The sequence below is a fragment of the Pseudoflavonifractor sp. MSJ-30 genome, from assembly GCF_018918045.1.
GTDB lineage: Bacteria > Bacillota > Clostridia > Oscillospirales > Oscillospiraceae > Faecousia.
Map to the genome: position 1 here is coordinate 25448 of NZ_JAHLPU010000028.1, position 20109 is coordinate 45556.

The 20109-nt window shown below is 56.6% G+C and carries 19 protein-coding genes; 7 read left to right on the forward strand and 12 right to left on the reverse strand.

What is annotated here, in order from left to right; genetic code table 11:
* The first annotated feature begins 2 nt into the window (after positions 1 to 2).
* From KQI10_RS04570 to KQI10_RS04595, 6 genes are all read left to right on the forward strand, one after another.
* Positions 3 to 1262 carry a 3-isopropylmalate dehydratase large subunit gene (locus KQI10_RS04570; RefSeq protein WP_216566231.1) on the forward strand — a complete coding sequence of 420 codons (1260 nt, stop codon included), beginning with the start codon at positions 3 to 5 and terminating at the stop codon, positions 1260 to 1262.
* Positions 1263 to 1280: 18 nt separating this feature from the next.
* Positions 1281 to 1781, forward strand: a complete 501-nt coding sequence (locus KQI10_RS04575) for a 3-isopropylmalate dehydratase small subunit (RefSeq protein WP_216566232.1) — start codon at positions 1281 to 1283, stop codon at positions 1779 to 1781.
* Between the two features lie 180 nt (positions 1782 to 1961).
* Positions 1962 to 3134: an NADP-dependent malic enzyme gene (locus KQI10_RS04580; protein ID WP_216566233.1), complete on the forward strand. Its 1173-nt coding sequence runs from the start codon at positions 1962 to 1964 to the stop codon at positions 3132 to 3134.
* A gap of 57 nt (positions 3135 to 3191) precedes the next feature.
* Entirely contained in the window at positions 3192 to 4592 is a 1401-nt protein-coding gene (locus KQI10_RS04585; RefSeq protein WP_216566234.1) for a 2-hydroxycarboxylate transporter family protein, read from the forward strand.
* Between the two features lie 59 nt (positions 4593 to 4651).
* Positions 4652 to 5236 carry a hypothetical protein gene (locus KQI10_RS04590; protein WP_216566235.1) on the forward strand — a complete coding sequence of 195 codons (585 nt, stop codon included), beginning with the start codon at positions 4652 to 4654 and terminating at the stop codon, positions 5234 to 5236.
* 106 nt (positions 5237 to 5342) lie between these two features.
* Positions 5343 to 7001, forward strand: a complete 1659-nt coding sequence (locus KQI10_RS04595) for a diphosphate--fructose-6-phosphate 1-phosphotransferase (protein WP_216566236.1) — start codon at positions 5343 to 5345, stop codon at positions 6999 to 7001.
* A gap of 47 nt (positions 7002 to 7048) precedes the next feature.
* On the opposite strand, the gene KQI10_RS04600 is transcribed toward KQI10_RS04595, so the two are convergent.
* Positions 7049 to 7459 carry a peptide deformylase gene (locus tag KQI10_RS04600; protein WP_216566237.1) on the reverse strand — a complete coding sequence of 137 codons (411 nt, stop codon included), beginning with the start codon at positions 7457 to 7459 and terminating at the stop codon, positions 7049 to 7051.
* Between the two features lie 117 nt (positions 7460 to 7576).
* Here KQI10_RS04600 and KQI10_RS04605 point away from each other — a divergent pair, with 117 nt between their 5' ends.
* Positions 7577 to 8023, forward strand: coding sequence for a VanZ family protein (locus KQI10_RS04605; protein ID WP_216566238.1), 447 nt, complete (start codon positions 7577 to 7579; stop codon positions 8021 to 8023).
* Here the strand turns inward: KQI10_RS04605 and KQI10_RS04610 are convergent.
* From KQI10_RS04610 to KQI10_RS04660, 11 genes are all read right to left on the reverse strand, one after another.
* The gene (locus KQI10_RS04610) at positions 8020 to 8796 is read right to left on the reverse strand and encodes a TIGR00282 family metallophosphoesterase (protein ID WP_216566239.1); all 777 of its coding nucleotides are present in this window, start codon (positions 8794 to 8796) and stop codon (positions 8020 to 8022) included. The genes KQI10_RS04605 and KQI10_RS04610 overlap by 4 nt on opposite strands.
* A 323-nt stretch (positions 8797 to 9119) precedes the next feature.
* Complete coding sequence (locus tag KQI10_RS04615) at positions 9120 to 10493, reverse strand: alanine/glycine:cation symporter family protein (RefSeq protein WP_371818354.1); 1374 nt, start codon at positions 10491 to 10493, stop codon at positions 9120 to 9122.
* Between the two features lie 134 nt (positions 10494 to 10627).
* On the reverse strand, positions 10628 to 11578 hold the full coding sequence (locus KQI10_RS04620; protein ID WP_216566240.1) for a 3'-5' exoribonuclease YhaM family protein: 951 nt from the start codon (positions 11576 to 11578) through the stop codon (positions 10628 to 10630).
* 64 nt (positions 11579 to 11642) lie between these two features.
* Positions 11643 to 14090 carry an FtsX-like permease family protein gene (locus tag KQI10_RS04625; RefSeq protein WP_216566241.1) on the reverse strand — a complete coding sequence of 816 codons (2448 nt, stop codon included), beginning with the start codon at positions 14088 to 14090 and terminating at the stop codon, positions 11643 to 11645.
* A gap of 4 nt (positions 14091 to 14094) precedes the next feature.
* The gene (locus KQI10_RS04630; RefSeq protein ID WP_216566242.1) at positions 14095 to 14796 is read right to left on the reverse strand and encodes an ABC transporter ATP-binding protein; all 702 of its coding nucleotides are present in this window, start codon (positions 14794 to 14796) and stop codon (positions 14095 to 14097) included.
* Positions 14797 to 14937: 141 nt separating this feature from the next.
* Positions 14938 to 16140, reverse strand: a complete 1203-nt coding sequence (tuf, locus tag KQI10_RS04635; RefSeq protein ID WP_216566243.1) for an elongation factor Tu — start codon at positions 16138 to 16140, stop codon at positions 14938 to 14940.
* A gap of 130 nt (positions 16141 to 16270) precedes the next feature.
* On the reverse strand, positions 16271 to 18349 hold the full coding sequence (gene fusA, locus KQI10_RS04640) for an elongation factor G (RefSeq protein WP_216566244.1): 2079 nt from the start codon (positions 18347 to 18349) through the stop codon (positions 16271 to 16273).
* 15 nt (positions 18350 to 18364) lie between these two features.
* On the reverse strand, positions 18365 to 18853 hold the full coding sequence (rpsG, locus tag KQI10_RS04645) for a 30S ribosomal protein S7 (protein WP_253285145.1): 489 nt from the start codon (positions 18851 to 18853) through the stop codon (positions 18365 to 18367).
* A gap of 141 nt (positions 18854 to 18994) precedes the next feature.
* Complete coding sequence (gene rpsL / locus KQI10_RS04650; RefSeq protein WP_216566246.1) at positions 18995 to 19420, reverse strand: 30S ribosomal protein S12; 426 nt, start codon at positions 19418 to 19420, stop codon at positions 18995 to 18997.
* A 47-nt stretch (positions 19421 to 19467) separates the two neighbouring features.
* Complete coding sequence (locus KQI10_RS04655) at positions 19468 to 19752, reverse strand: ribosomal L7Ae/L30e/S12e/Gadd45 family protein (RefSeq protein ID WP_216566247.1); 285 nt, start codon at positions 19750 to 19752, stop codon at positions 19468 to 19470.
* Between the two features lie 67 nt (positions 19753 to 19819).
* Positions 19820 to 20109 (reverse strand): hypothetical protein (locus KQI10_RS04660; protein ID WP_216566248.1); only part of this gene is annotated, 290 nt, incomplete at its 5' end.

Consider the following 20109-nt stretch of genomic DNA (forward strand, 5'->3'; position numbering starts at 1 on the left):
CCATGCATGCCATTGAAAAGATTCTTGCCCGCAACGCAGGTCTCCCTTCCGTAAAGACCGGCGAGATCGTCACCGCCAAGGTGGATTTTGCGGAGATCAACGATCTTTATTTGCAGACCGTCTATTCCTTCTACGAAATGGGCGGCGAGAAGGTCTGGGATAACACCCGGGCTGCCTTTGTGTTTGACCATTACGCCCCCTGCCCAACCATCAAGACCGCATCCAACCACAACGAAATGCGGGAATTCGCCAGGAAAAACGACCTGAAATACCACTTTGACGTGAACTGCGGCGTATGCCATCAGGTCATGGCCGAGGCGGGCGTTGTCTACCCCGGTATGATCCTGGTCGCCACGGACAGCCACACCACCACCCACGGCGCCTTCGGCGCGCTGGGCACCGGCTGCGGCGCTACGGATATGGCCTGCATTCTGATGACCGGCGAGCTGTGGTTCCGGGTCCCGGAGATCATCGAAATCCGTCTGGAGGGCAAGCCCCAGAAGGGCGTGTACCCCAAGGACGTGATTCTGAACGTGCTTGGCAGAATCAAGGCCGACGGCGCTGTCTACAAGGCCATCGACTTTACCGGCAGCTATATTGACGCCCTGGATATCCCCGGCCGCATGACTATCTGCAATATGGCCGTGGAAATGGGCGCCAAGACCGCCTATATGCAGCCCAATCAGGCTGTTCTGGACTATGTGTCCCCACGTGCCGTCCGTCCCTATGAGGTCGTGACCACCGATCCCGATTTTGTCTATGCGGAAAGCCACCTGTTCAACGTCTCCGAAATGGAACCTGTGGTTTCCTGCCCCAATGATGTGGACAATGTGCACCCCATCTCCGAGATCGCCGCCCAGAATATCCCCCTGAACCAGGCCTATATCGGCTCCTGCACCAACGGCCGCACGGAGGATCTGGGGCAGGCCGCCGCCATTCTGAAGGGAAAGCACATTCCGCCCTACGCCCGGCTGCTGGTTGTCCCCGCTTCCCGGGATGTCCTGCGGGAGAGCATGGAAAAGGGCTACATCCAGACTCTGATTGATGCCGGCGCCACATTGGTCACCCCCGGCTGCGCTGCCTGTCTGGGCACCCACGAGGGCCTGCTGGCCCCCGGTGAAAAGTGCATCACCTGCACCAACCGGAATTTCCGGGGCCGCATGGGTTCCAACCAGGCGGAACTCTTCCTGGCAAGCCCCGCCACCGTGGCGGCCAGTATTCTGAACGGCCGCATTACAGACCCCCGGCCTTATCTGGACTGAGAAAGGAGCAGCTGCGTCATGAAAACAGTATTTGAAGGAAAAGCTCTGGTTGTGGGCAATAACGTGGATACGGATCTTATCTATCCCGGCCGCTTTCTGGAACTCACGGACCCCAGGGAGATCGGCTCCCATTGTCTCGCGGGCATCTCCGAGGACATCAGTCCCAATTTTCCCGAGGGGGGCATCGTGGTAGCCGGTACCAACTTTGGCTGCGGCTCCAGCCGGGAGCACGCGCCCATCGCTCTGATCAACATGGGGGCCGCCGCGGTGCTGGCGGACAGCTTTGCCCGGATTTTTTTCCGCAACGGCATCAATCTGGGTCTGCCCCTGGTGGTCTGTAAGGGTATCTCCGGGCATGTTCAGAACGGTCAGACCTTGCGTCTGGACCTGAACGCCGGTACCGTCACCATTGCGGAAACCGGCGAAATTCTCCATGCGGAGGCTCTGGGCGGCAAGGCAATGGAAATTCTGGAGGCAGGCGGTATCAAGCCTTTGATGCGCAAACGGTTCGGAAAATAAGTTTTTCTGATTCAGGAACCACATTTGTCGTTTTACACAGTTTCCATATTCTCAAAAATACGTATCTTGGATAATTTTTCAGAAAGTTATTTACAATTTAGACATTTTCTGGTACAATGACTTTGTCGGTGACCCTGCCTGGCCATCGGCATCAGATATGTACAATTAGGAGGATTCATTATGGATTACGCAAAGGAGGCCCTGCGCCTCCACGCTGAGTGGAAGGGCAAGATTGAGGTCAAGGCAACTGTGCCTGTAGAGACCAAGGATGACCTGTCCCTGGCCTACACCCCCGGTGTCGCAGCTCCCTGTCTGGAGATCCAGGCCCATCCCGAGAAGTCCTACGAGCTGACCCGCCGCCACAACCTCTGCGCCGTCATCACCGACGGTTCCGCCGTTCTGGGTCTGGGCGACATCGGCCCCGAGGCCGGTATGCCCGTTATGGAGGGCAAGTGTGTTCTCTTTAAGTCCTTCGGCGATGTGGACGCCTTCCCTCTGTGCGTCAAGACTCAGGATGTGGACGAGTTTGTCAACGCCGTCTACCTGATTTCCGGCTCCTTCGGCGGCATCAACCTGGAGGACATCTCCGCCCCCCGCTGCTTTGAGATCGAGCGGAAGCTGAAGGAAAAGTGCGACATTCCCATCTTCCACGACGACCAGCACGGCACCGCCGTCATCACCCTGGCCGGACTGACCAACGCGCTGAAGGTCGTCGGCAAGAAGAAGGAGGATGTGAAGATCGTCACCTCCGGTGCCGGCGCAGCCGCCATCGCCATTGTGAAGCTGCTGCTCTCCGCCGGCTTCAAGAACATCGTCATGACCGACCGCACCGGCGCGATCTACGCCGGCCGTGAGAAGCTGAACTGGATCAAGGAAGAGATGGCCCAGGTTACCAACCTGCAGCATGAGTCCGGCAAGCTGGCCGACGTCATCAAGGGCGCCGACGTGTTTATCGGTGTCTCCGCTCCCGGTACTCTGACCAGGGAAATGGTTCAGACTATGAACAAGGACGCCATCGTCTTCGCCTGTGCCAACCCCACCCCCGAGATCTTCCCGGATGAGGCCAAGGCCGGCGGCGCCGCCGTTGTCTCTACCGGCCGCAGCGACTACCCCAACCAGATCAACAACGTTCTTGCCTTCCCCGGCATCTTCCGCGGCGCTTTCGATGTCCGCGCTTCCGATATCAATGAAGAAATGAAGATGGCCGCCGCTGAGGCTCTGGCGAATCTGGTCTCCCCCGAGGAGCTGAGCGCCGATTACATCATCCCCGCCGCTTTTGACAAGCGCGTCGGTCCCGCCGTGGCCAAGGCCGTGGCAGAAGCCGCCCGCAAGTCCGGAGTGGCCCGCATTTAACACTAAGCGACTAAGAGGATCTATTCATCCGCACACACATGAAAAGGAGATTTAATCATGGCTAAAGACGCAAAGACTCTGGAAAAGAAGCCTTACCAGCTGTTCAATCTGCCCTGGTACTACTTCGCCATCTTCGCGGTGGTGGTTCTGGCCGCTGCTTATCTGGGCGTTCTGCCCACCGGCATGGCCGGCTGCTTCGCCTTTATGATCGTTCTGGGCACCATCCTGAATGAGATCGGTGACCACACACCCATCATCCGCTCCTACCTTGGCGGCGGCGCCATCGTCGTTATCTTCGGCTCCGCCCTGCTGGACTACTTCCATCTGCTGCCCCACCTGCTGAAGACTCTGGAGGACGGCACGAAGGTCTACGCCAATTTCGTCAAGGCTGACGTGGTCGGCAGCATCGGTTCCTTCTTCAAGCCCACCGGCGCGTTCCTGGACTTCTACATCGCCGCTCTGATCACCGGCTCCATTCTGGGCATGAACCGGAAGCTGCTGGTCAAGGCCGCTGCCCGTTACTTCCCCGCCATCTTCGGCGGCCTGATCCTCTCCTTCGCTCTGTGCAGCCTGGTCGGCGCCGTTACCGGCTTTGGCTGGGCCAAGGCTCTGCTGCTGATCGCTCTGCCCATCATGGGCGGCGGCATGGGCGCAGGCGCTACCCCCCTGTCCAAGATTTTTGACTCCGCCGGAGCCATGACCGCCGAGGAGGCGCTGTCCGTTATGACCCCCGCTGTCGCCATCGGCAACGCCATCTCCATCGTGATTGCCGGTATCGTTGTCAAGGCCATCACCAGCAAGAGCTGGAACGGACAGGGCCAGCTGATGCAGGCCGGCAGCATTGATCCCGCCGAGTTGGAGATCAGCCCTGAGATGCAGGCCAAGCGCGACAAGATCGACGTTACCAATCTGGGCATTGGCCTGTTCGTCTCCTGCGCCTTCTTCGCCTGGGGCTACATTGTGGCCAAGGGTTGGAGCACTCTGGTTCCCAAGGTCACCATCCACGCCTATGCCTGGATGATCATCACCGTGGCCATCTGCAAGGTCACCCAGATTATCCCCGAGCGCATCGAAGTCGCCTGCTATCAGTGGTTCCAGTTCATCATGAAGAACCTGACCCCCACCCTGCTGGTCGGCATCGGCCTGTGCTATCTGGATATCGGCAAGGTCATTGATAGCTTCACCATCCAGTATCTGATTATGTGCCTGGTCACCTGCCTTGGCGCTTTCTTCGGCGCTGCTATTGTCGGCAAGTTCGTAGGCTTCTACCCCGTGGAGTCCGGCCTGACCGCCGGCCTGTGCATGTCCAACATGGGCGGCACCGGTGACGTGGCTGTTCTGTCCGCCGCAAACCGCATGGAGCTGATGCCCTTCGCACAGATCTCCTCCCGTCTGGGCGGCGCCATCATCCTGCTGCTGGGCAGCGTGATGCTGTCTACCATGGCGCAGCTGCTGTAACGCAAAATTCTTTTGGGGCGCTGCTTCGGCAGCGTCCCAATTTTTTCAGGAGAAACCATATGGATTGTATCAACTGCGGGAAAGAAACTTCCCATTACCCCTTCCACGTCCTTCAGGTTCTGACTCTTCACGTCCGGGACCTGAAGGGAGACAAACGCATTCAGGCTTTGGGGGACTTCGAGGACTACGCCGTCTGCCGGGATTGCGCCCAAACAAAACTGGACACTATTCTGAACAACCGCTCCGCCCTTCTTCGGGGCCTGGCCCCCTTTGCGGCGGCTCAGATTCTGGGAATCGTCCTGGCCGCCGTAACCTGGAACGGGGAAGGTGTCCTTCGCCTGCTGGGACTTGCCATGACCGTCTGCGGTCTGCTGGGGCTTACAGGCACCTGGCAGCGCCTGATGCAGAAAAAGCGGACTTTTTCCGCTCTTTCTCCGGAAGACGCCCTGCATCAGGCTGCCTGGGATGTTCTGCTGGACAACGCCCCCAAGAAATATGACATCAACGACATCACCTATATTCCCATCGACGAGCAAACCCTGGCCCGCAAAAACGGGGACCTGATGCTCCTCTACAACCTGCTCCCGGAGATTGCCGTCCAGGCCTATAACCGGATCCACGGTCTGGAGGAAGCCGGGGAATAAGTCAATTTTCCGAGAAAAACGCAAATACCTATTTACCTTTTCCCGAAAATGGAGTATAATGTCCCCCGGAGAAATCTACTTAAAATTTGCAAGGAGTGTTTTTTTCATGGAACTGTCCCCTCTTCAGATGGCCAGATACCAGTATAACCCCAAGCTTCCGGGTATGCTGCGCAATGGCATCTCCGATATTTGCGTCCGCGACGGCGAAGCCACCGAGAGCGTAGCCGATCAGGAAAAGATCAAGGCCCTGTTCCCCAATACCTACGGCAAGAATGAGATCACCTTCCAGAAGGGCAAGAACACCTCCGCGGCCAGAAAGCAGGTCGTGGGTGTCATCCTCTCCGGCGGTCAGGCTCCCGGCGGCCACAACGTGATTTGCGGCCTGTATGACGCACTGAAGGCCTGCGACAAGGAGAATGTCCTCTACGGCTTCAAGGGCGGCCCCAGCGGTCTGCTGGAAGACGACTACGTGGTCTTTGACGACGCATACATCAACCAGTACCGCAACACCGGCGGATTTGATATCATCGGCTCCGGCAGAACCAAGCTGGAGACCGAGGAGCAGTTTGCCGTGGCTGAGGGTGTGTGCAAAAAGCACGGCATCACCGCCATCGTCATCATCGGCGGCGATGACTCCAACACCAACGCCGCCGTACTGGCCGAGTATTTTGCCGCCCACAATTCCGGCATCCAGGTCATCGGCTGCCCCAAGACCATTGACGGCGACCTGAAGAACGAGGACATTGAGTGCTCCTTCGGCTTCGATACCGCCACCAAGACCTATAGTGAAATCATCGGCAACATCGAGCGGGACGCCAACTCTGCCAAGAAGTATTGGCACTTCGTCAAGGTTATGGGCCGTTCCGCCTCCCACGTGGCTCTGGAGTGTGCTCTGGAGACCCAGCCCAACATCTGCCTGATTGGTGAGGAAGTGGCCGCCAAGAAGATGTCCCTGGCACAGATTGCCGACTACATCGCTGATTCCGTGGCCAGCCGCGCCGCCAAGGGCTGGAACTTCGGCGTTGCCATCATTCCCGAGGGCATCGTGGAGTTCGTTCCCGAGTTCTCCGTACTGATTGCCGAGATCAATGAGCTGCTGGCCGGTGAGAAGACTGCCGAGTTCAATGCCCTGCCCACCTGGAAGGAAAAGTATGCCTTCATCAAGGCCGGTCTGACCAAGGCATCCATGGAAGTCTTTGCCATCCTGCCTGAGAGCATCCAGCAGCAGCTGTTCCTGGAGCGCGACCCCCACGGCAACGTGCAGGTCTCTCTGATTGAATCCGAGAAGCTGTTCTCCGCCCTGGTCAAGGACAACCTGGCCGCCCGGAAGGCCGCCGGCACCTACAACGGCAAGTTCTCCACCCAGCACCACTTCCTGGGCTATGAGGGCCGCTGCGCATTCCCCTCCAACTTCGATGCCGACTACTGCTACTCCCTGGGCTACAACGCCTTCATGCTGATTCAGTACGGTTACACCGGCTATCTGTCCAAGGTCTCCAACCTGTCCAAGCCCGCGGAAGAGTGGGTCGCAGGCGGCATGCCCATCACCAAGATGATGAACATGGAGCGGAGAAACGGCAAGGACAAGCCCGTTATCCGTAAGGCCCTGGTGGAGCTGGACGGCAAGCCTTTCCAGTATTTTGCAGAACACAGAGCCCAGTGGGCCGTGGAGACCTGCTATGTCTACCCCGGCGCCATCCAGTACTTCGGACCCCGTGAGGTCTGCGATCTGACCACCCGCACTCTGGCTCTGGAAAAGGCGTAACTCCATAGTTTTTCGCCCGGCTCCCTGGTGGAGCCGGGCGATTTGTTTCAGATGATTTTCCCCTCCAGATGGTCGCACTCATGCTGGATAATCTGGGCGGTGAAGCCCTGGAAGGTCTTGATCCTGTTCTGGAACGCTTCATTCTGGTAGCGGACCCTGATCTTGCGGAAGCGCGCCGTTTTCCGGGTGCCCTCCAGAGACAGGCACCCCTCTTCCGTCTGATACTCCCCTTCCCGCCTGAGAATCTCGGGATTGAACATCAGAATGTCCTCCCCTTCATTGTCCAAAACAATGATTCTTACCGCTTCCCCGATCATATTGGCCGCCATGCCAACGCAACCGTCCCGATGGGCGTTCAGCGTATCCAGCAGGTCCTGGCCGATGGCCGCATCCGTCAGGTCTGCCGGACGGGATGGCCGGCTGAGGAAAAATACATCTTTGCAAACAGGTCTTACCATATTCTGTCTTCTTCTGCCGTTTTTCCACAAAGGCTGTGGAGAACGGGCGAATTTCCTTTCTTGCGTTTTTTCCCGGTCTTTGGTATAATGGCCATACTTTTGCGAAAGGAGCGGCTCATGGGTTCCAAATACCGAAAATATATCCTTTTTTTGCTGTATTGCTCCGTCATGCTGTGGCTGCTTCTGGCAAGGACGCCCAACGAGGCAGGAGTTTCCTTCCCGCTGTACCTGCACACACATTTCAATCCGGTGCCCTTTCAGACCATCCGGCGTTTTTCCCGGCTGCTGCGGCCGCCGGTGCGGCCCTATCTTGTCCGCATCGCCCTGCGGAATCTGTTGGGGAATGTGGTGCTGTTTATTCCACTGGGATATTTCCTGCCGGAGATCTGCAACTCTCTGCGGAAGTTCTGGCTGACCTTTCTCTCCGTAGCCGTTATCATCACCACCATTGAGCTGACCCAGCTACTCTGCATGGTGGGCACCTGTGACATTGACGATCTGCTTCTCAATCTTCTGGGAGCGTCTCTGGGGTATGGGCTCTATCGACTGACCCGCAGAGATTAATCGCTCTCGTCCACACGCTGGACCTTCAGGCATTTGCCCGTGGCGGTGTCCAGGGTGAACAAAACACCCTCCATTTTGGCAGGTCCCTCCGCCCAGCGGTAGCGCTCGGTCAGGTCCCCCCGGAACCGGGCAATGGAAAGCTCCGGGCGGATGCCCAGGACGCTGTCCCGGGGGCCGGTCATGCCCAGATCCGTCACATAGCCCGTGCCCTTAGGCAGAACCCGGGTATCTGCCGTAGGCACATGGGTATGGGTGCCCCAGACGGCGCTGACCCGACCGTCCAGCATATATCCCATAGCCAGCTTTTCGGAAGTGGCCTCCGCGTGCATCTCCACCAGGATAATCCTGGCGGAGATATTTTTTACCAGCTTTTCCACCAACAGGAAGGGATTGTCCGGGGTATAGTCCATATTGCAGCGGCCGATCAGATCGATGACAGCCACATCCCCGGCCCTGGTTTCATACACGTCCCAGCCCCTGCCGGGGGCCTGCGGCGCCAGATTGGCAGGCCGCAGTACCCGGGAGGTATCCTCCAGGTAATTCACGATCTCCCGCTTGCCGAAGCTGTGGTTGCCCAGGGTGATGACGTCCGCCCCGGCATCCAGAATATCCTCCGCCTGATCCGGCGTAATGCCCACCACGCTGGCGTTTTCGCCGTTGACAACGACGAAGTCAGCCCCCGTATTCCGTTTCATCTGCCGCAGCTTCCGCCGCACCCGCTCCATCCCGGGGTTGCCAACCACATCGCCGATGGCAAGGACCTTGAATTCCATAATTTTTTCCTCTTTCTGTAGGGTTTTCTCTATTATACACGGAAAAGGGGGATTGTACAAGAGGAAATGGGAGCTAACGCCGGTCCATGGTCAGCTGCATTCGTTTTTACGCTATCACACCAGTTGCTGCCTGCGGTTCCAAAAGCTGTCCCCTCCGGGGAAGCCTTTATTTCTCTTAATCCGCATTCTTTCCTTCTTCCTGGCGGGACAAGAAGCTCCCCGCCGGAGACACCCAGCTGATGGGCGGACAGGGCTAACCACAAAAACCACAAGCCCGAGTGCGGCAATTGCTCCGCACTCGGGCTTGTGATACACAGAGGGAATTACCCCGCCTTTTTCACCAGCTTTACTACCGTTCCGGACAGCAGGAACAGAGCAATCAGGTTGGGGATGACCATCATGCCGTTGAAAGTATCGGCAATATCCCACAGAACCCCCAGGTCCATGGTTGCGCCTACAATGGCCACAAAGGAATAGACGATCATGAAGCCCCGGTTTGCCTTGGATCCCACCAGGAATTCCAGACAGCGGGTACCGTACAGGCCCCAGCCAATGATGGTGGAGAAGGCGAAGCAGCACATGGCCACAGCGGCAATGATGGAAGCCCAGCTGCCGTAAACAGAAGTAAAGCCCCCAATGGTCAGCTCCGCACCGGCCGCGGCGCCGTAGGCGATGTTCTCGCCGCCGATAAGGATCACAAAGGCGGTCATGGAGCAGATAACGATGGTATCCGCGAATACCTCGAAGATGCCGAAATAGCCCTGTCGGATGGGGTCCTCCACATCCGAAGCCGCATGGGCGATAGAGCCGGTGCCCAGGCCCGCCTCATTGGAGAAAATACCCCGGGATACGCCCTTTTTCACACATACAAAGAAGCTGCCCACCGCGCCGCCGGTGACGGCGGAGGGCGTGAAGGCTCCTTTCAGAATCATGCCGAACGTCTCCGGTACCCGATTCAGGTTCAGCAGCAGTACGCCCAGAGACATGACCACGTAAATCAGCGCCATAAAGGGCACCAGCTTTTCCGCCACGCCGCCAATACGCTTCAGTCCACCCACCAGCACCAGGGCGACCATCAAGGCAATGCCGATGCCGATGATCAGATTCATCCGGTCCAGAAACACACCGGAGACCGGATGAAAGCTCAGCAGCGCCGTATCTACCGCGGTGATAATGGCGTTGACCTGGGTGGCGTTGCCGGTGCCGAAGACCGTCAGTACGCCCAGCACCGCGTAAATAACCGCCAGAAGCCGCCACTTTTGGCCAAGACCGTTTTTGATATAGTACATGGGGCCGCCGACCCAATCTCCTTCCGAATTCCGTTCCCGGAAGTGGACTGCCAGAGTGACCTCCGCAAATTTGGTGCACATACCAAGCAGGGCGCTGATCCACATCCAGAACACCGCGCCTGGGCCTCCGATGGCAATAGCGCCCGCCACGCCGGCGATATTGCCCGTGCCTACCGTTGCCGCCAGAGCGGTGCAAACCGCCTGAAAAGGCGTCACAGTGCCCTCCGCGGCATCCTTTTTATGAAACATCCGCCCGAAGGTCTCCTTCATAGCGGCGCCGAACCGTCGGAATTGGATAAAGCTGGTGCGGAAGCTAAGCAGCAGTCCGACCCCCACGATACAGATCATAGCGGGAACGCCCCAGACGAAGCTGTTCACCGCCGAATTCACAGATGCAATGGTTTCCACGACATTCTTCCTCTCTTTTTTTGCAAGCCATGGCCTATTGTATCACACTGACGGGCATTTGTCCACAAGAAATGCATTTTTACCGATGACAAATTTCAAGGGGACGGCAGAACCGCCGTCCCCTCACATAATAATTATTCGTGATGATAAATCCGTTTATCCAGCGCGAAGATCCGGCTGCTGAAGGAACCGGCGGGGACGGCGGGGAGGGTTTCAGCGTAGATTTCCATACGGCTGTCCACCAAGTCGATGTAGCTCAGCAGTTCCGCCTCGGCAAACATGGGCCGCACTGCCGCGCCGAACTCCGGCTCGCCGTGGTGGGAGAGAACCATGTGCTGCAAAAGCAGGCTCTTTTCCTCCGGAGTGCCCAACTCTGCCGCTACCTGGGCGATCTCCTGCGCACCCATGACCAGGTGCCCCAAAAGCTGACCCTTCCGGGAATAATCCGTAACCATTCCCAGCTGGGAGAAGGTGAATTCCCGCTCCTTGGCAAAGTCATGGAGCAGGGTGCCCGTAAGCAGCAGGCTGCGGTCAATAATCTGGGGGTACAGTCCCGCCAGAAAATCTGCCAGCCGCAGCATGTTGGCCGTGTGCATCAAAAGGCCGGACAGGAAACTGTGGTGGACGCTCTTGGCCGCGGGAATGCCGCGAAAGGTCTCCAGGTGCCGGGAGAGCATGGTCTGCGCCACCTGACGATAGTCCGGGTCCTCCAGGCTGCGGACCAGTGTCTGGACGGCCTCCAGCGTCTCGTCCCGGTCAATGGGGGCCGTGGGCACCAGGGCAGACACATCATAGCCATCCTCAGCGGTCGCCATGCGGATATTGGAGGCAGTAAGCTGGGTAGTACCCCGGTACTCTGTCACATCGCCCCGGACTTTGACCACCTTCCCCGCGTCCTCCGGCGCACCCACAGGACCGGAATAATCCCAGGCCTTCAGATCCAGATTGCCGGACCTGTCAGATAAGGTCGCGCTCAGAAAAGGCTTGCCGCTGTTGGAGGTTTTGATGGTTCCCTCCTTGAGAATGTAAAAGCCCTCGACCCGGTCCCCGGGCACCATCTGGGACAGCTGCTTATTGTATTCCATCACAATCGACTCCTTCATTTAACTGTTCCCATTATAACGGCTTTGCGGGGATTTTGCAACCGCATTACTCCACCGCCTTCAGGGATTCCGCCATGGGGATCTTACGGATGTGGCGGCGCATGACCAGCCCCACCACCCAGGCGAAGAGCACCGTGCAGACGAAGGCAGCAATATAACTGGTCCACTCAATATGCGTATTGAAGCAGGAATTGTCCACCATGACCATGCCCATAACGACGCCGTGCATGACCTTGCCCAGAGGAAGGCCCAGAATGGCCGCCAGAAAGCTGAGCACCAGATTTTCCCGCAGAACATACGCCGCAGTCTCTCTGGGATAGAAGCCCAGAACCTCCACCGTGGCGATTTCCCGGCTCCGTTCAGCCAGATTGATGTTTGTCAGGTTGTAGATGACGATAAAGGCCAGCGCCCAGGCAAAACCCACCACCAGCCAGATGATGTAGTTCAGGCAGCTCATAGCACTGTCCACCTGATCCAGCAGCACATCCATACGGCTCAGGGCGGTAACGCCGTCCAAATTCGTCAAGGCCTTGGCAATGGCATTCAGGTCACCGGATGCCTGAAGCATAATGGCGTTGTTACCCTCGTTCCCAAATCTCTCCCGGCAGCTTTCCGCCTGGACAAAGAGATAATTGCCTACATAGTTTTCAAACACACCGGCCACTCGGAAAGTGACCCGATTCAGGTCGCTGTCCTCAACCTCGATGGTGTCTCCCGCGGAGAGGGCCAGCTTTTCCGCCAGACGGCGGCTGACCAAAGCCTCCCCTGCTCCAGGTTCGGAAACATCCTGTCCATCCCAGGTCAAAGTCCAGTACTCGTTCAGGGTATCCCAACTGTCCAGGCCGATGAGCGTCACGGAGTGCATATTTTCGGTGTCGCCATACACATCCACCCGGTCCTGGATGCATGGCAGCACATCCTCCACCCCATCTACTTTAGCCGCTTCCTCCGGGGTGTCCTCTCCCTCCGTGAAGCTGAAAGCCATGGCATAGTGCTGCACGCCGCTGAACTGGTCATCGCCCACATGGAGCATGGAATCCCGGACGCCGAAAGCCGTGACCATCAAAGCCGTACAGCAGCCGATGCCCACCAGCATCATGGTCATGCGAAGCTTATAGCGAAGCATATTCCGCAAAGTGATCTTTTGCAGGAAGGACAGGGGCTTCCACAAAAAGGGAATGTATTCCAACAGAATGCGCTTGCCGCTCTTGCCCCGCTGGGGCCGGATCAATTCCGCGGGGACGCTGCGCAGACTCTTCCAGCAGGAGGTCAGTGTGGCCCCCAAAATGCCCATCAGAGACACACCCAGTGTGACCATTGCAAGGCTGCGGCTATAGGTATATTTCAGCGGGGCAAACTTATACAGCGCCCCATAGGCCCGCCAGAACACCTCCGGCAGCCCCCAGGTCCCCAGGAAGAAGCCCAACAGCCAGCCTAACAGTGTAGCGCTGAGAGCATAGAGCAGGTACTTGGCGGCAATGTCCCAGCTGTGAAACCCCATGGCCTTCAGGACGCCGATCTGGGTACGCTCTTCGCTGACCATTCGTGTCATAGTCGTAATACAGACCAGCAGGGCGATCATAATAAAGAACACCGGCAGCAGGTTTGCCATAGCGGAGACGATGGCCGTATCATTCTGAAAGCTGACGAAGCCCGCGTTCTCCCGGCGGGTCAGCACATAGGTCTCCGGCTCCTCCAGATCCACATATTTGGCGTTTTCCCGGTCCAGGCCCAGCAGATCCAGATAATTGTCATACTGGTCCCAGGCCAGTTCATAGACCCGCTTGGTGATCTCAGGCTTGTAGGTCTCCATAATGGACTCGTATTCATGGGAATAAATGGCTGCGGAACGGCGCATGCACACGTCCACCTCCGTGTAGACCTCCAGATCAAAGGCATCCGGGTGGAGGAAAAGGAGCCCCTTCAGGGCGCCGTCGCCAATGGTGGTGGTACCCCGATCCGTACTGATGTACAGTGGGGTGTTTGCAAGGCCCACAATGAGAAAACTCCGGGTATTCAGCATGTCCAGAGTGTCAGTGGCATTATCAGAAGAAAGCGTAACCACAGTGCCAATGTCGGATTCGTCAAAAGCCCGGGCATCCCCCAGACATTCGGTTTTTGTCTGGGGCATCCGTCCGGCGACCAAAGAGGGAATATTCACCTGATCCGTGATGGACAGAAGTTTAAACGCCTTATTGCCATCCTCGTAAGGAATCAGGACATCCGTGCTCCTGACGCCCTCAGCCTTGCCAACATAACCCTCACGCCGAAGCGCGTCCACATCGTCATCCGTGAAGCCAAGGGTAGAAAGCAGGCGGAAATCGCAGAAGTTCTGAGCCTCCAGATAGTCCTGGGCCGTGGCATACATGGCATCCTTCGTCACCTTCAGGCCGGCAAAAAAACTGACGCTGAGGGCGACAATCAACAGTAACGCAAGATACCGTCCGAAAAAGCTCCGGATGGTCCTGGACGTCATTTTCAGAATCGATCTCATACACTCACCACTCGATCTGATCGATGGGAACGATGTTCTCGTTCAGTTCATTGGAACGGATCTTTCCGCTTTTAATGCGGATAATCCGATCCGCCATGGGCGCAATGGCCTGGTTATGGGTAATGATAATCACAGTCATGCCGCGCTCTTTACTCAAATCGTAGAGGAGCTTCAGAATTGCCTTACCGGTCACATAGTCCAGCGCGCCGGTGGGTTCGTCGCATAACAGTAGCCGAGGATTCTTCGCCAGTGCCCGAGCAATTGCCACCCGCTGCTGTTCGCCACCGGAAAGCTGCGCGGGAAAATTCCGCGCACGTTCAGACAGGCCAACCATATTCAGCGCCTGGGCCGCCGGAATGGGGTTGCTGCACAGCTGGGCCGCGATCTCAACATTTTCAAGAGCCGTCAGATTCGGAATCAGGTTATAAAACTGAAACACAAAACCCACGTCATGGCGGCGATAGCGAGCCATTTCAAAACTGGACATATGGGAGATATCCCTGCCATCAAAGAGAATCTTTCCCTCCGTAATGGTATCCATACCGCCCAGCATATTTAACAGAGTCGTTTTGCCCGCGCCAGAAGAACCCAACAGAATGACGAACTCCCCTTTTTCCACCTGAAATGTCACGCCATCCAACGCCCGCACCTGTGCCTGGCCGGTTCCGTAAATCTTTTTCACATCTTCAAATTCAATGTATGCCATCCGATCTTCCTCCTCCAACTTTTATAATTGTATCGTATCATATGGGGGATTATAAAGTGGTAACTTTTCTGTGAAGGTTGTTTGAACAAAAAATCCCCCTGCCTTTCGGCAGGGGGATGAAGGTGTTAAGTCAGAAGCTGATTATTCAGCAACCTCGGTAACAACACCGGAACCGACGGTACGGCCGCCCTCGCGGATAGCGAAACGCAGGCCCTTCTCGATAGCGATGGGGGTGATCAGCTCAACCTGCATCACGACGTTATCGCCGGGCATGCACATCTCAGTGCCCTCGGGCAGAGTGATGATACCGGTCACGTCAGTGGTACGGAAGTAGAACTGAGGACGATAGTTGTTGAAGAAGGGAGTATGACGGCCGCCTTCTTCCTTGGACAGGACGTAAACCTGGCCGGAGAACTTGGTGTGAGGATGGATGGAACCGGGCTTGCACAGAACCTGACCACGTTCAACGTTCTTCTTGTCCACGCCACGCAGCAGAGCGCCGATGTTGTCGCCGGCTTCAGCGAAGTCCAGCAGCTTGTGGAACATTTCGATGTCGGTAACGACAGTGGGGGTCTTCTCTTCCTTCAGGCCAACGATTTCCACGGGCTCGTTCTTCTTGACGATACCACGCTCCACACGACCGGTAGCAACGGTGCCACGGCCGGAGATGGTGAAGACGTCCTCAACGGGCATCAGGAAGGGCTGGTCAGCCTTACGGTCGGGAGTGGGGATATAGGAGTCAACAGCGTCCATCAGCTCCTTGATGCAAGCATACTCGGGAGCGTTGGGGTCCTTGGACTCGCAAACCAGAGCGTTCAGAGCGGAGCCCTTGATGATGGGGGTGTCGTCGCCGGGGAAGTCGTACTCGTTCAGAGTCTCGCGGACTTCCATCTCGACCAGCTCCAGCAGCTCCTCATCGTCAACCTGATCGCACTTGTTCAGGAACACAACGATATAGGGCACGCCGACCTGACGGGCAAGCAGCAGGTGCTCACGGGTCTGAGCCATGGGGCCGTCGGTAGCGGCGATAACCAGGATAGCACCGTCCATCTGAGCAGCGCCGGTGATCATGTTCTTGATATAGTCGGCGTGGCCCGGGCAGTCGACGTGAGCGTAGTGACGCTTGTCGGTCTCGTACTCAACGTGAGCGGTGTTGATCGTGATACCACGAGCCTTCTCTTCGGGGGCCTTATCGATGGAAGCGTAGTCCTCGAACTGGGCCTGGCCCTTCAGAGCCAGATACTTGGTGATAGCGGCGGTCAGAGTGGTCTTGCCGTGGTCAACATGGCCGATGGTGCCAATGTTAACATGGGGCTTGGTTCTTTCAAACTTCTGCTTAGCCATTTGAAATAATCCTCCTGTTAATTATGAATTGTATTAACATACTTTTTGGCGATATGTGTTTCCGCACATCAAGTACATAATACAATAGATTGTGCGGAAACACAAGAGAAATTTTTCTTTTTACAGAAAATTAATCTCTGGAACGAGCCTTGATCAGCTCTTCAGTCTTGCTCTTGGGCAGCTCAGCATTGTGGCTGGGCTCCATGGAGTAGTTGCCACGGCCCTGAGTCTTGGAACGCAGGTCGGTAGCGTAGCCGAACATCTCGGCAAGAGGAACGTTGGCGTCGATCTGGACAGCACCGGTACGGGTAATCTGACCCAGGATGTTGCCGCGGCGAGCAGTGATATCACCGATAACGGTGCCCATGTACTCATCGGGAACAGTGACGGAAACCTTCATGATGGGCTCCAGGATGGTGGGATCAGCCTTCCGGCAGGCTTCCTTGAAGGCCATGGAACCGGCGATCTTAAATGCCATTTCAGAGGAATCGACCTCATGATAAGAGCCATCGTACAGGGTGACCTTAACGTCAACAACGGGGTATCCAGCCAGAACGCCGGCCTCCATTGCGCCCTGAATACCGGCGTCAACAGCGGGGATATACTCCTTGGGGATGGCGCCGCCAACAACGGCGTTGATGAACTCGTAACCCTTGCCGGGCTCATTGGGCTCGACATGGATCTTCACGTGACCATACTGGCCCTTACCACCGGACTGACGGGCGTACTTGGTCTCCTGATCCACAGCCTTGCGGATGGTCTCCTTGTAGGAAACCTGGGGAGCACCAACGTTGGCTTCGACCTTGAACTCACGGAGCAGGCGGTCAACAATGATCTCCAGGTGCAGCTCGCCCATGCCGGCGATGATGGTCTGCCCGGTTTCCTTGTTGGTGTAGGTCCGGAAGGTGGGGTCTTCTTCAGCCAGCTTGCTCAGGGCGATGCCCATCTTTTCCTGACCGGCCTTGGTCTTGGGCTCGATAGCGACTTCGATAACGGGCTCGGGGAAAACCATGGACTCCAAGATGATGGGATGGTTCTCATCGCAGAAGGTATCACCGGTGGTGGTGTTCTTCACACCGACAGCAGCGGCGATATCACCGGCGTAAACCATGTCGATATCTTCCCGGTGGTTGGCATGCATCTGCAGGATGCGGCCCAGGCGCTCCTTTGTGCCCTTGGTGCAGTTCAGAACGCTGCTGCCCTTTTCCAGAGTACCGGAGTACACACGGAAGTAGCACAGCTTACCAACATAGGGGTCGGTAGCAATCTTGAACGCCAGGGCGGAGAAAGGAGCCTCATCGGAGGCGGGACGGAAGTCCTCTTCCTCGGTCTCGGGGTTGACGCCCTTGATGCCCTTCTTATCCAGGGGGCTGGGCATATAGTCAACAACAGCATCCAGGACTTCCTGAACACCCTTGTTCTTGTAAGAGGTACCGCAGACCACGGGCACCATCTCGTTGGCAATTGTAGCCTTACGGATGACAGCCTTGATCTCGGGAACGGTGATTTCCTCACCCTCCAGGTACTTCATAGCCAGGTCGTCATCCAGAGCGGTGACGGCATCCAGCAGCTTCTCGTGGTACTCGTTGGCCAGGTCCACCATGTCCTCGGGGATGTCTTCCACACGGACATCCTTACCCAGCTCATCATAGAAGACGTTTGCCTTCATGGTCAGCAGGTCGATATTGCCCTTGAAGAAAGCCTCGGAGCCGATGGGCAGCTGAATGGGCACAGCATTGCACTTCAGACGCTCATCGATCATGGTCAGAACTCTGTAGAAGTCGGCACCCATGATGTCCATCTTGTTGACATAGATCATCCGGGGGACCTTGTACTCATCGGCCTGACGCCAAACGGTCTCGGTCTGGGGCTCAACGCCGCCCTTGGCGCACAGAACGGTAACAGCACCGTCCAGAACACGCAGGGAGCGCTCCACCTCAACGGTGAAGTCCACGTGGCCCGGAGTATCAATGATGTTCAGGCGGCAGCCCTTCCAGAAGCAGGTAGTAGCAGCGGAAGTGATGGTGATGCCGCGCTCCTGCTCCTGGGCCATCCAGTCCATGGTAGCGGAGCCGTCGTGGGTCTCACCGATCTTGTAGTTGCGGCCGGTGTAGAACAGGATACGCTCGGTCGTGGTGGTTTTACCGGCATCAATGTGGGCCATGATGCCGAAGTTTCTGGTATTTTCCAGGGAATACTGTCTAGGCATGAATTCTCTCCTTGATTACCAGCGGAAATGGGCGAATGCCTTGTTGGCTTCAGCCATCTTGTGGACATCCTCGCGCTTCTTCACGGATGCGCCGGTGTTGTTGGCAGCGTCCATGATCTCAGCGGCCAGCCGCTCCTTCATGGTGTTTTCGCTGCGGTTGCGGCTGTACAGGGTGATCCAACGCAGACCCAGGGTCTGACGGCGGTCAGCCCGGACTTCGATAGGCACCTGATAGGTGGCGCCGCCTACACGGCGAGCCTTCAGCTCCACGGCGGGCATGATGTTTTCCATAGCCTGCTGGAAGACTTCCAGGCCGTTCTTGCCGGTCTTATTCTCGACGATTTCGAAAGCACCATAGACAACTTTCTGGGCAACACCCTTCTTGCCGTCCAGCATGATGCTGTTTACGAGCTTGGTAACCAGAACGGAATTGTAATTAGGATCCGGAAGGACCTCTCTCTTGGGAACATTACCTCTTCTGGGCACTTTGCTTCCCTCCTTCATAATATAATGATTTCATCGGTACTCGAAAGTGTTACTTTCGTTGTGCCTGGCCAGAGGTTCATATAATCTATATATAAACGCTGGCAAGGCCTTGCCTTGCGAAAGGGCGTAGGGATAATTTAAGGTAGTTTGGAAGAAAAATTACTTCTTCTTGCCAGCCTTGGGACGCTTTGCGCCGTACTTGGAACGGGACTGCATCCGGTTCTGCACGCCCTGGGTATCCAGAGTGCCGCGAATGATGTGGTAACGAACACCAGGCAGGTCCTTGACACGACCGCCGCGGATCAGAACCACGGAGTGCTCCTGCAGGTTGTGGCCGACACCGGGGATGTAAGCGGAAACTTCCATACCATTGGTCAGACGTACACGAGCGATCTTACGCAGTGCAGAGTTAGGCTTCTTGGGGGTGGTGGTACGGACGGCAGTGCAAACGCCACGCTTCTGGGGGGAGGGCAGAGTAGTCGCCTTGTTCTCCAGAGTGTTCAGACCTCTCTGCAGAGCGGGAGAGTTGGACTTGTAGATGGCAGCCTTACGGCCGTTCTTTACCAGCTGATTAAAAGTAGGCATCTTATTTCTCCTTTCTTTGATTCTCGCCTTTCGGCGGGTTCTATATTCTACGGGATCATCCCGGTAGAATCGGCTTTTAATACGGCGGCAGCCGCCGTGCCCACATCGATCCCACAGGAGCGTCCCAGCTCCTTCATGGAATCAACCCAAATGGGCTGGATATCCGCCGCCTGACACAGGTCGGCAATGGGCTCCGTCACACCGGGGTCGGCGTTGCGGGCCAGGAAAACAGTCAAAACAGTGCCGGCCTTCAGAGCCTTGCGCAGCTGCTTGCTGCCCACCAGAATTCTGTTGCCTTTCAAATCCGGTATCTGGCCGGATTCAGGGATCATACATTCTCTTTTCATATCCATACAACTTAGTATTATACGCAATTTTTCCAAATTGTCAACCAATAATTCAAAATAAATATTCACAAAACCTAAGTTTTCCCAAGTTGGTTTTTGATATTTCCCACAAACGGCCCCACTCCCCTGCCCCGGGGGCAAAAAAGAAGCCCCCTGCGTTCGGTGGAGGCTCAAAAATACATGATATAATCAGGGATGCTCCGAGTAAATCGGCAAGAGCTTGCAGCGAGAGATTTTGTTTCCAGACAAATTTCGGGAAGTGGAGGAATACTTTGTGTACCCGCAAGGGGTATGCCGCATCCGTAAGCCAGCTTGCGCTGGCAACGGCTGCGCTATATTTCC

What these genes read in the sequence shown, in the direction of transcription:
- KQI10_RS04605 (WP_216566238.1), top strand. Translation starts at nt 7,577, where the DNA reads ATGGGTTCCAAATACCGAAAATATATCCTTTTTTTGCTGTATTGCTCC.
- KQI10_RS04585 (WP_216566234.1), top strand. Translation starts at nt 3,192, where the DNA reads ATGGCTAAAGACGCAAAGACTCTGGAAAAGAAGCCTTACCAGCTGTTC.
- KQI10_RS04575 (WP_216566232.1), top strand. Translation starts at nt 1,281, where the DNA reads ATGAAAACAGTATTTGAAGGAAAAGCTCTGGTTGTGGGCAATAACGTG.
- KQI10_RS04595 (WP_216566236.1), top strand. Translation starts at nt 5,343, where the DNA reads ATGGAACTGTCCCCTCTTCAGATGGCCAGATACCAGTATAACCCCAAG.
- KQI10_RS04630 (WP_216566242.1), bottom strand. Translation starts at nt 14,796, where the DNA reads ATGGCATACATTGAATTTGAAGATGTGAAAAAGATTTACGGAACCGGC.
- KQI10_RS04590 (WP_216566235.1), top strand. Translation starts at nt 4,652, where the DNA reads ATGGATTGTATCAACTGCGGGAAAGAAACTTCCCATTACCCCTTCCAC.
- rpsL (WP_216566246.1), bottom strand. Translation starts at nt 19,420, where the DNA reads ATGCCTACTTTTAATCAGCTGGTAAAGAACGGCCGTAAGGCTGCCATC.
- KQI10_RS04570 (WP_216566231.1), top strand. Translation starts at nt 3, where the DNA reads ATGCATGCCATTGAAAAGATTCTTGCCCGCAACGCAGGTCTCCCTTCC.
- fusA (WP_216566244.1), bottom strand. Translation starts at nt 18,349, where the DNA reads ATGCCTAGACAGTATTCCCTGGAAAATACCAGAAACTTCGGCATCATG.
- KQI10_RS04580 (WP_216566233.1), top strand. Translation starts at nt 1,962, where the DNA reads ATGGATTACGCAAAGGAGGCCCTGCGCCTCCACGCTGAGTGGAAGGGC.
- KQI10_RS04620 (WP_216566240.1), bottom strand. Translation starts at nt 11,578, where the DNA reads ATGGAATACAATAAGCAGCTGTCCCAGATGGTGCCCGGGGACCGGGTC.
- KQI10_RS04610 (WP_216566239.1), bottom strand. Translation starts at nt 8,796, where the DNA reads ATGGAATTCAAGGTCCTTGCCATCGGCGATGTGGTTGGCAACCCCGGG.
- KQI10_RS04655 (WP_216566247.1), bottom strand. Translation starts at nt 19,752, where the DNA reads ATGATCCCTGAATCCGGCCAGATACCGGATTTGAAAGGCAACAGAATT.
- KQI10_RS04600 (WP_216566237.1), bottom strand. Translation starts at nt 7,459, where the DNA reads ATGGTAAGACCTGTTTGCAAAGATGTATTTTTCCTCAGCCGGCCATCC.
- tuf (WP_216566243.1), bottom strand. Translation starts at nt 16,140, where the DNA reads ATGGCTAAGCAGAAGTTTGAAAGAACCAAGCCCCATGTTAACATTGGC.
- rpsG (WP_253285145.1), bottom strand. Translation starts at nt 18,853, where the DNA reads ATGAAGGAGGGAAGCAAAGTGCCCAGAAGAGGTAATGTTCCCAAGAGA.
- KQI10_RS04625 (WP_216566241.1), bottom strand. Translation starts at nt 14,090, where the DNA reads ATGAGATCGATTCTGAAAATGACGTCCAGGACCATCCGGAGCTTTTTC.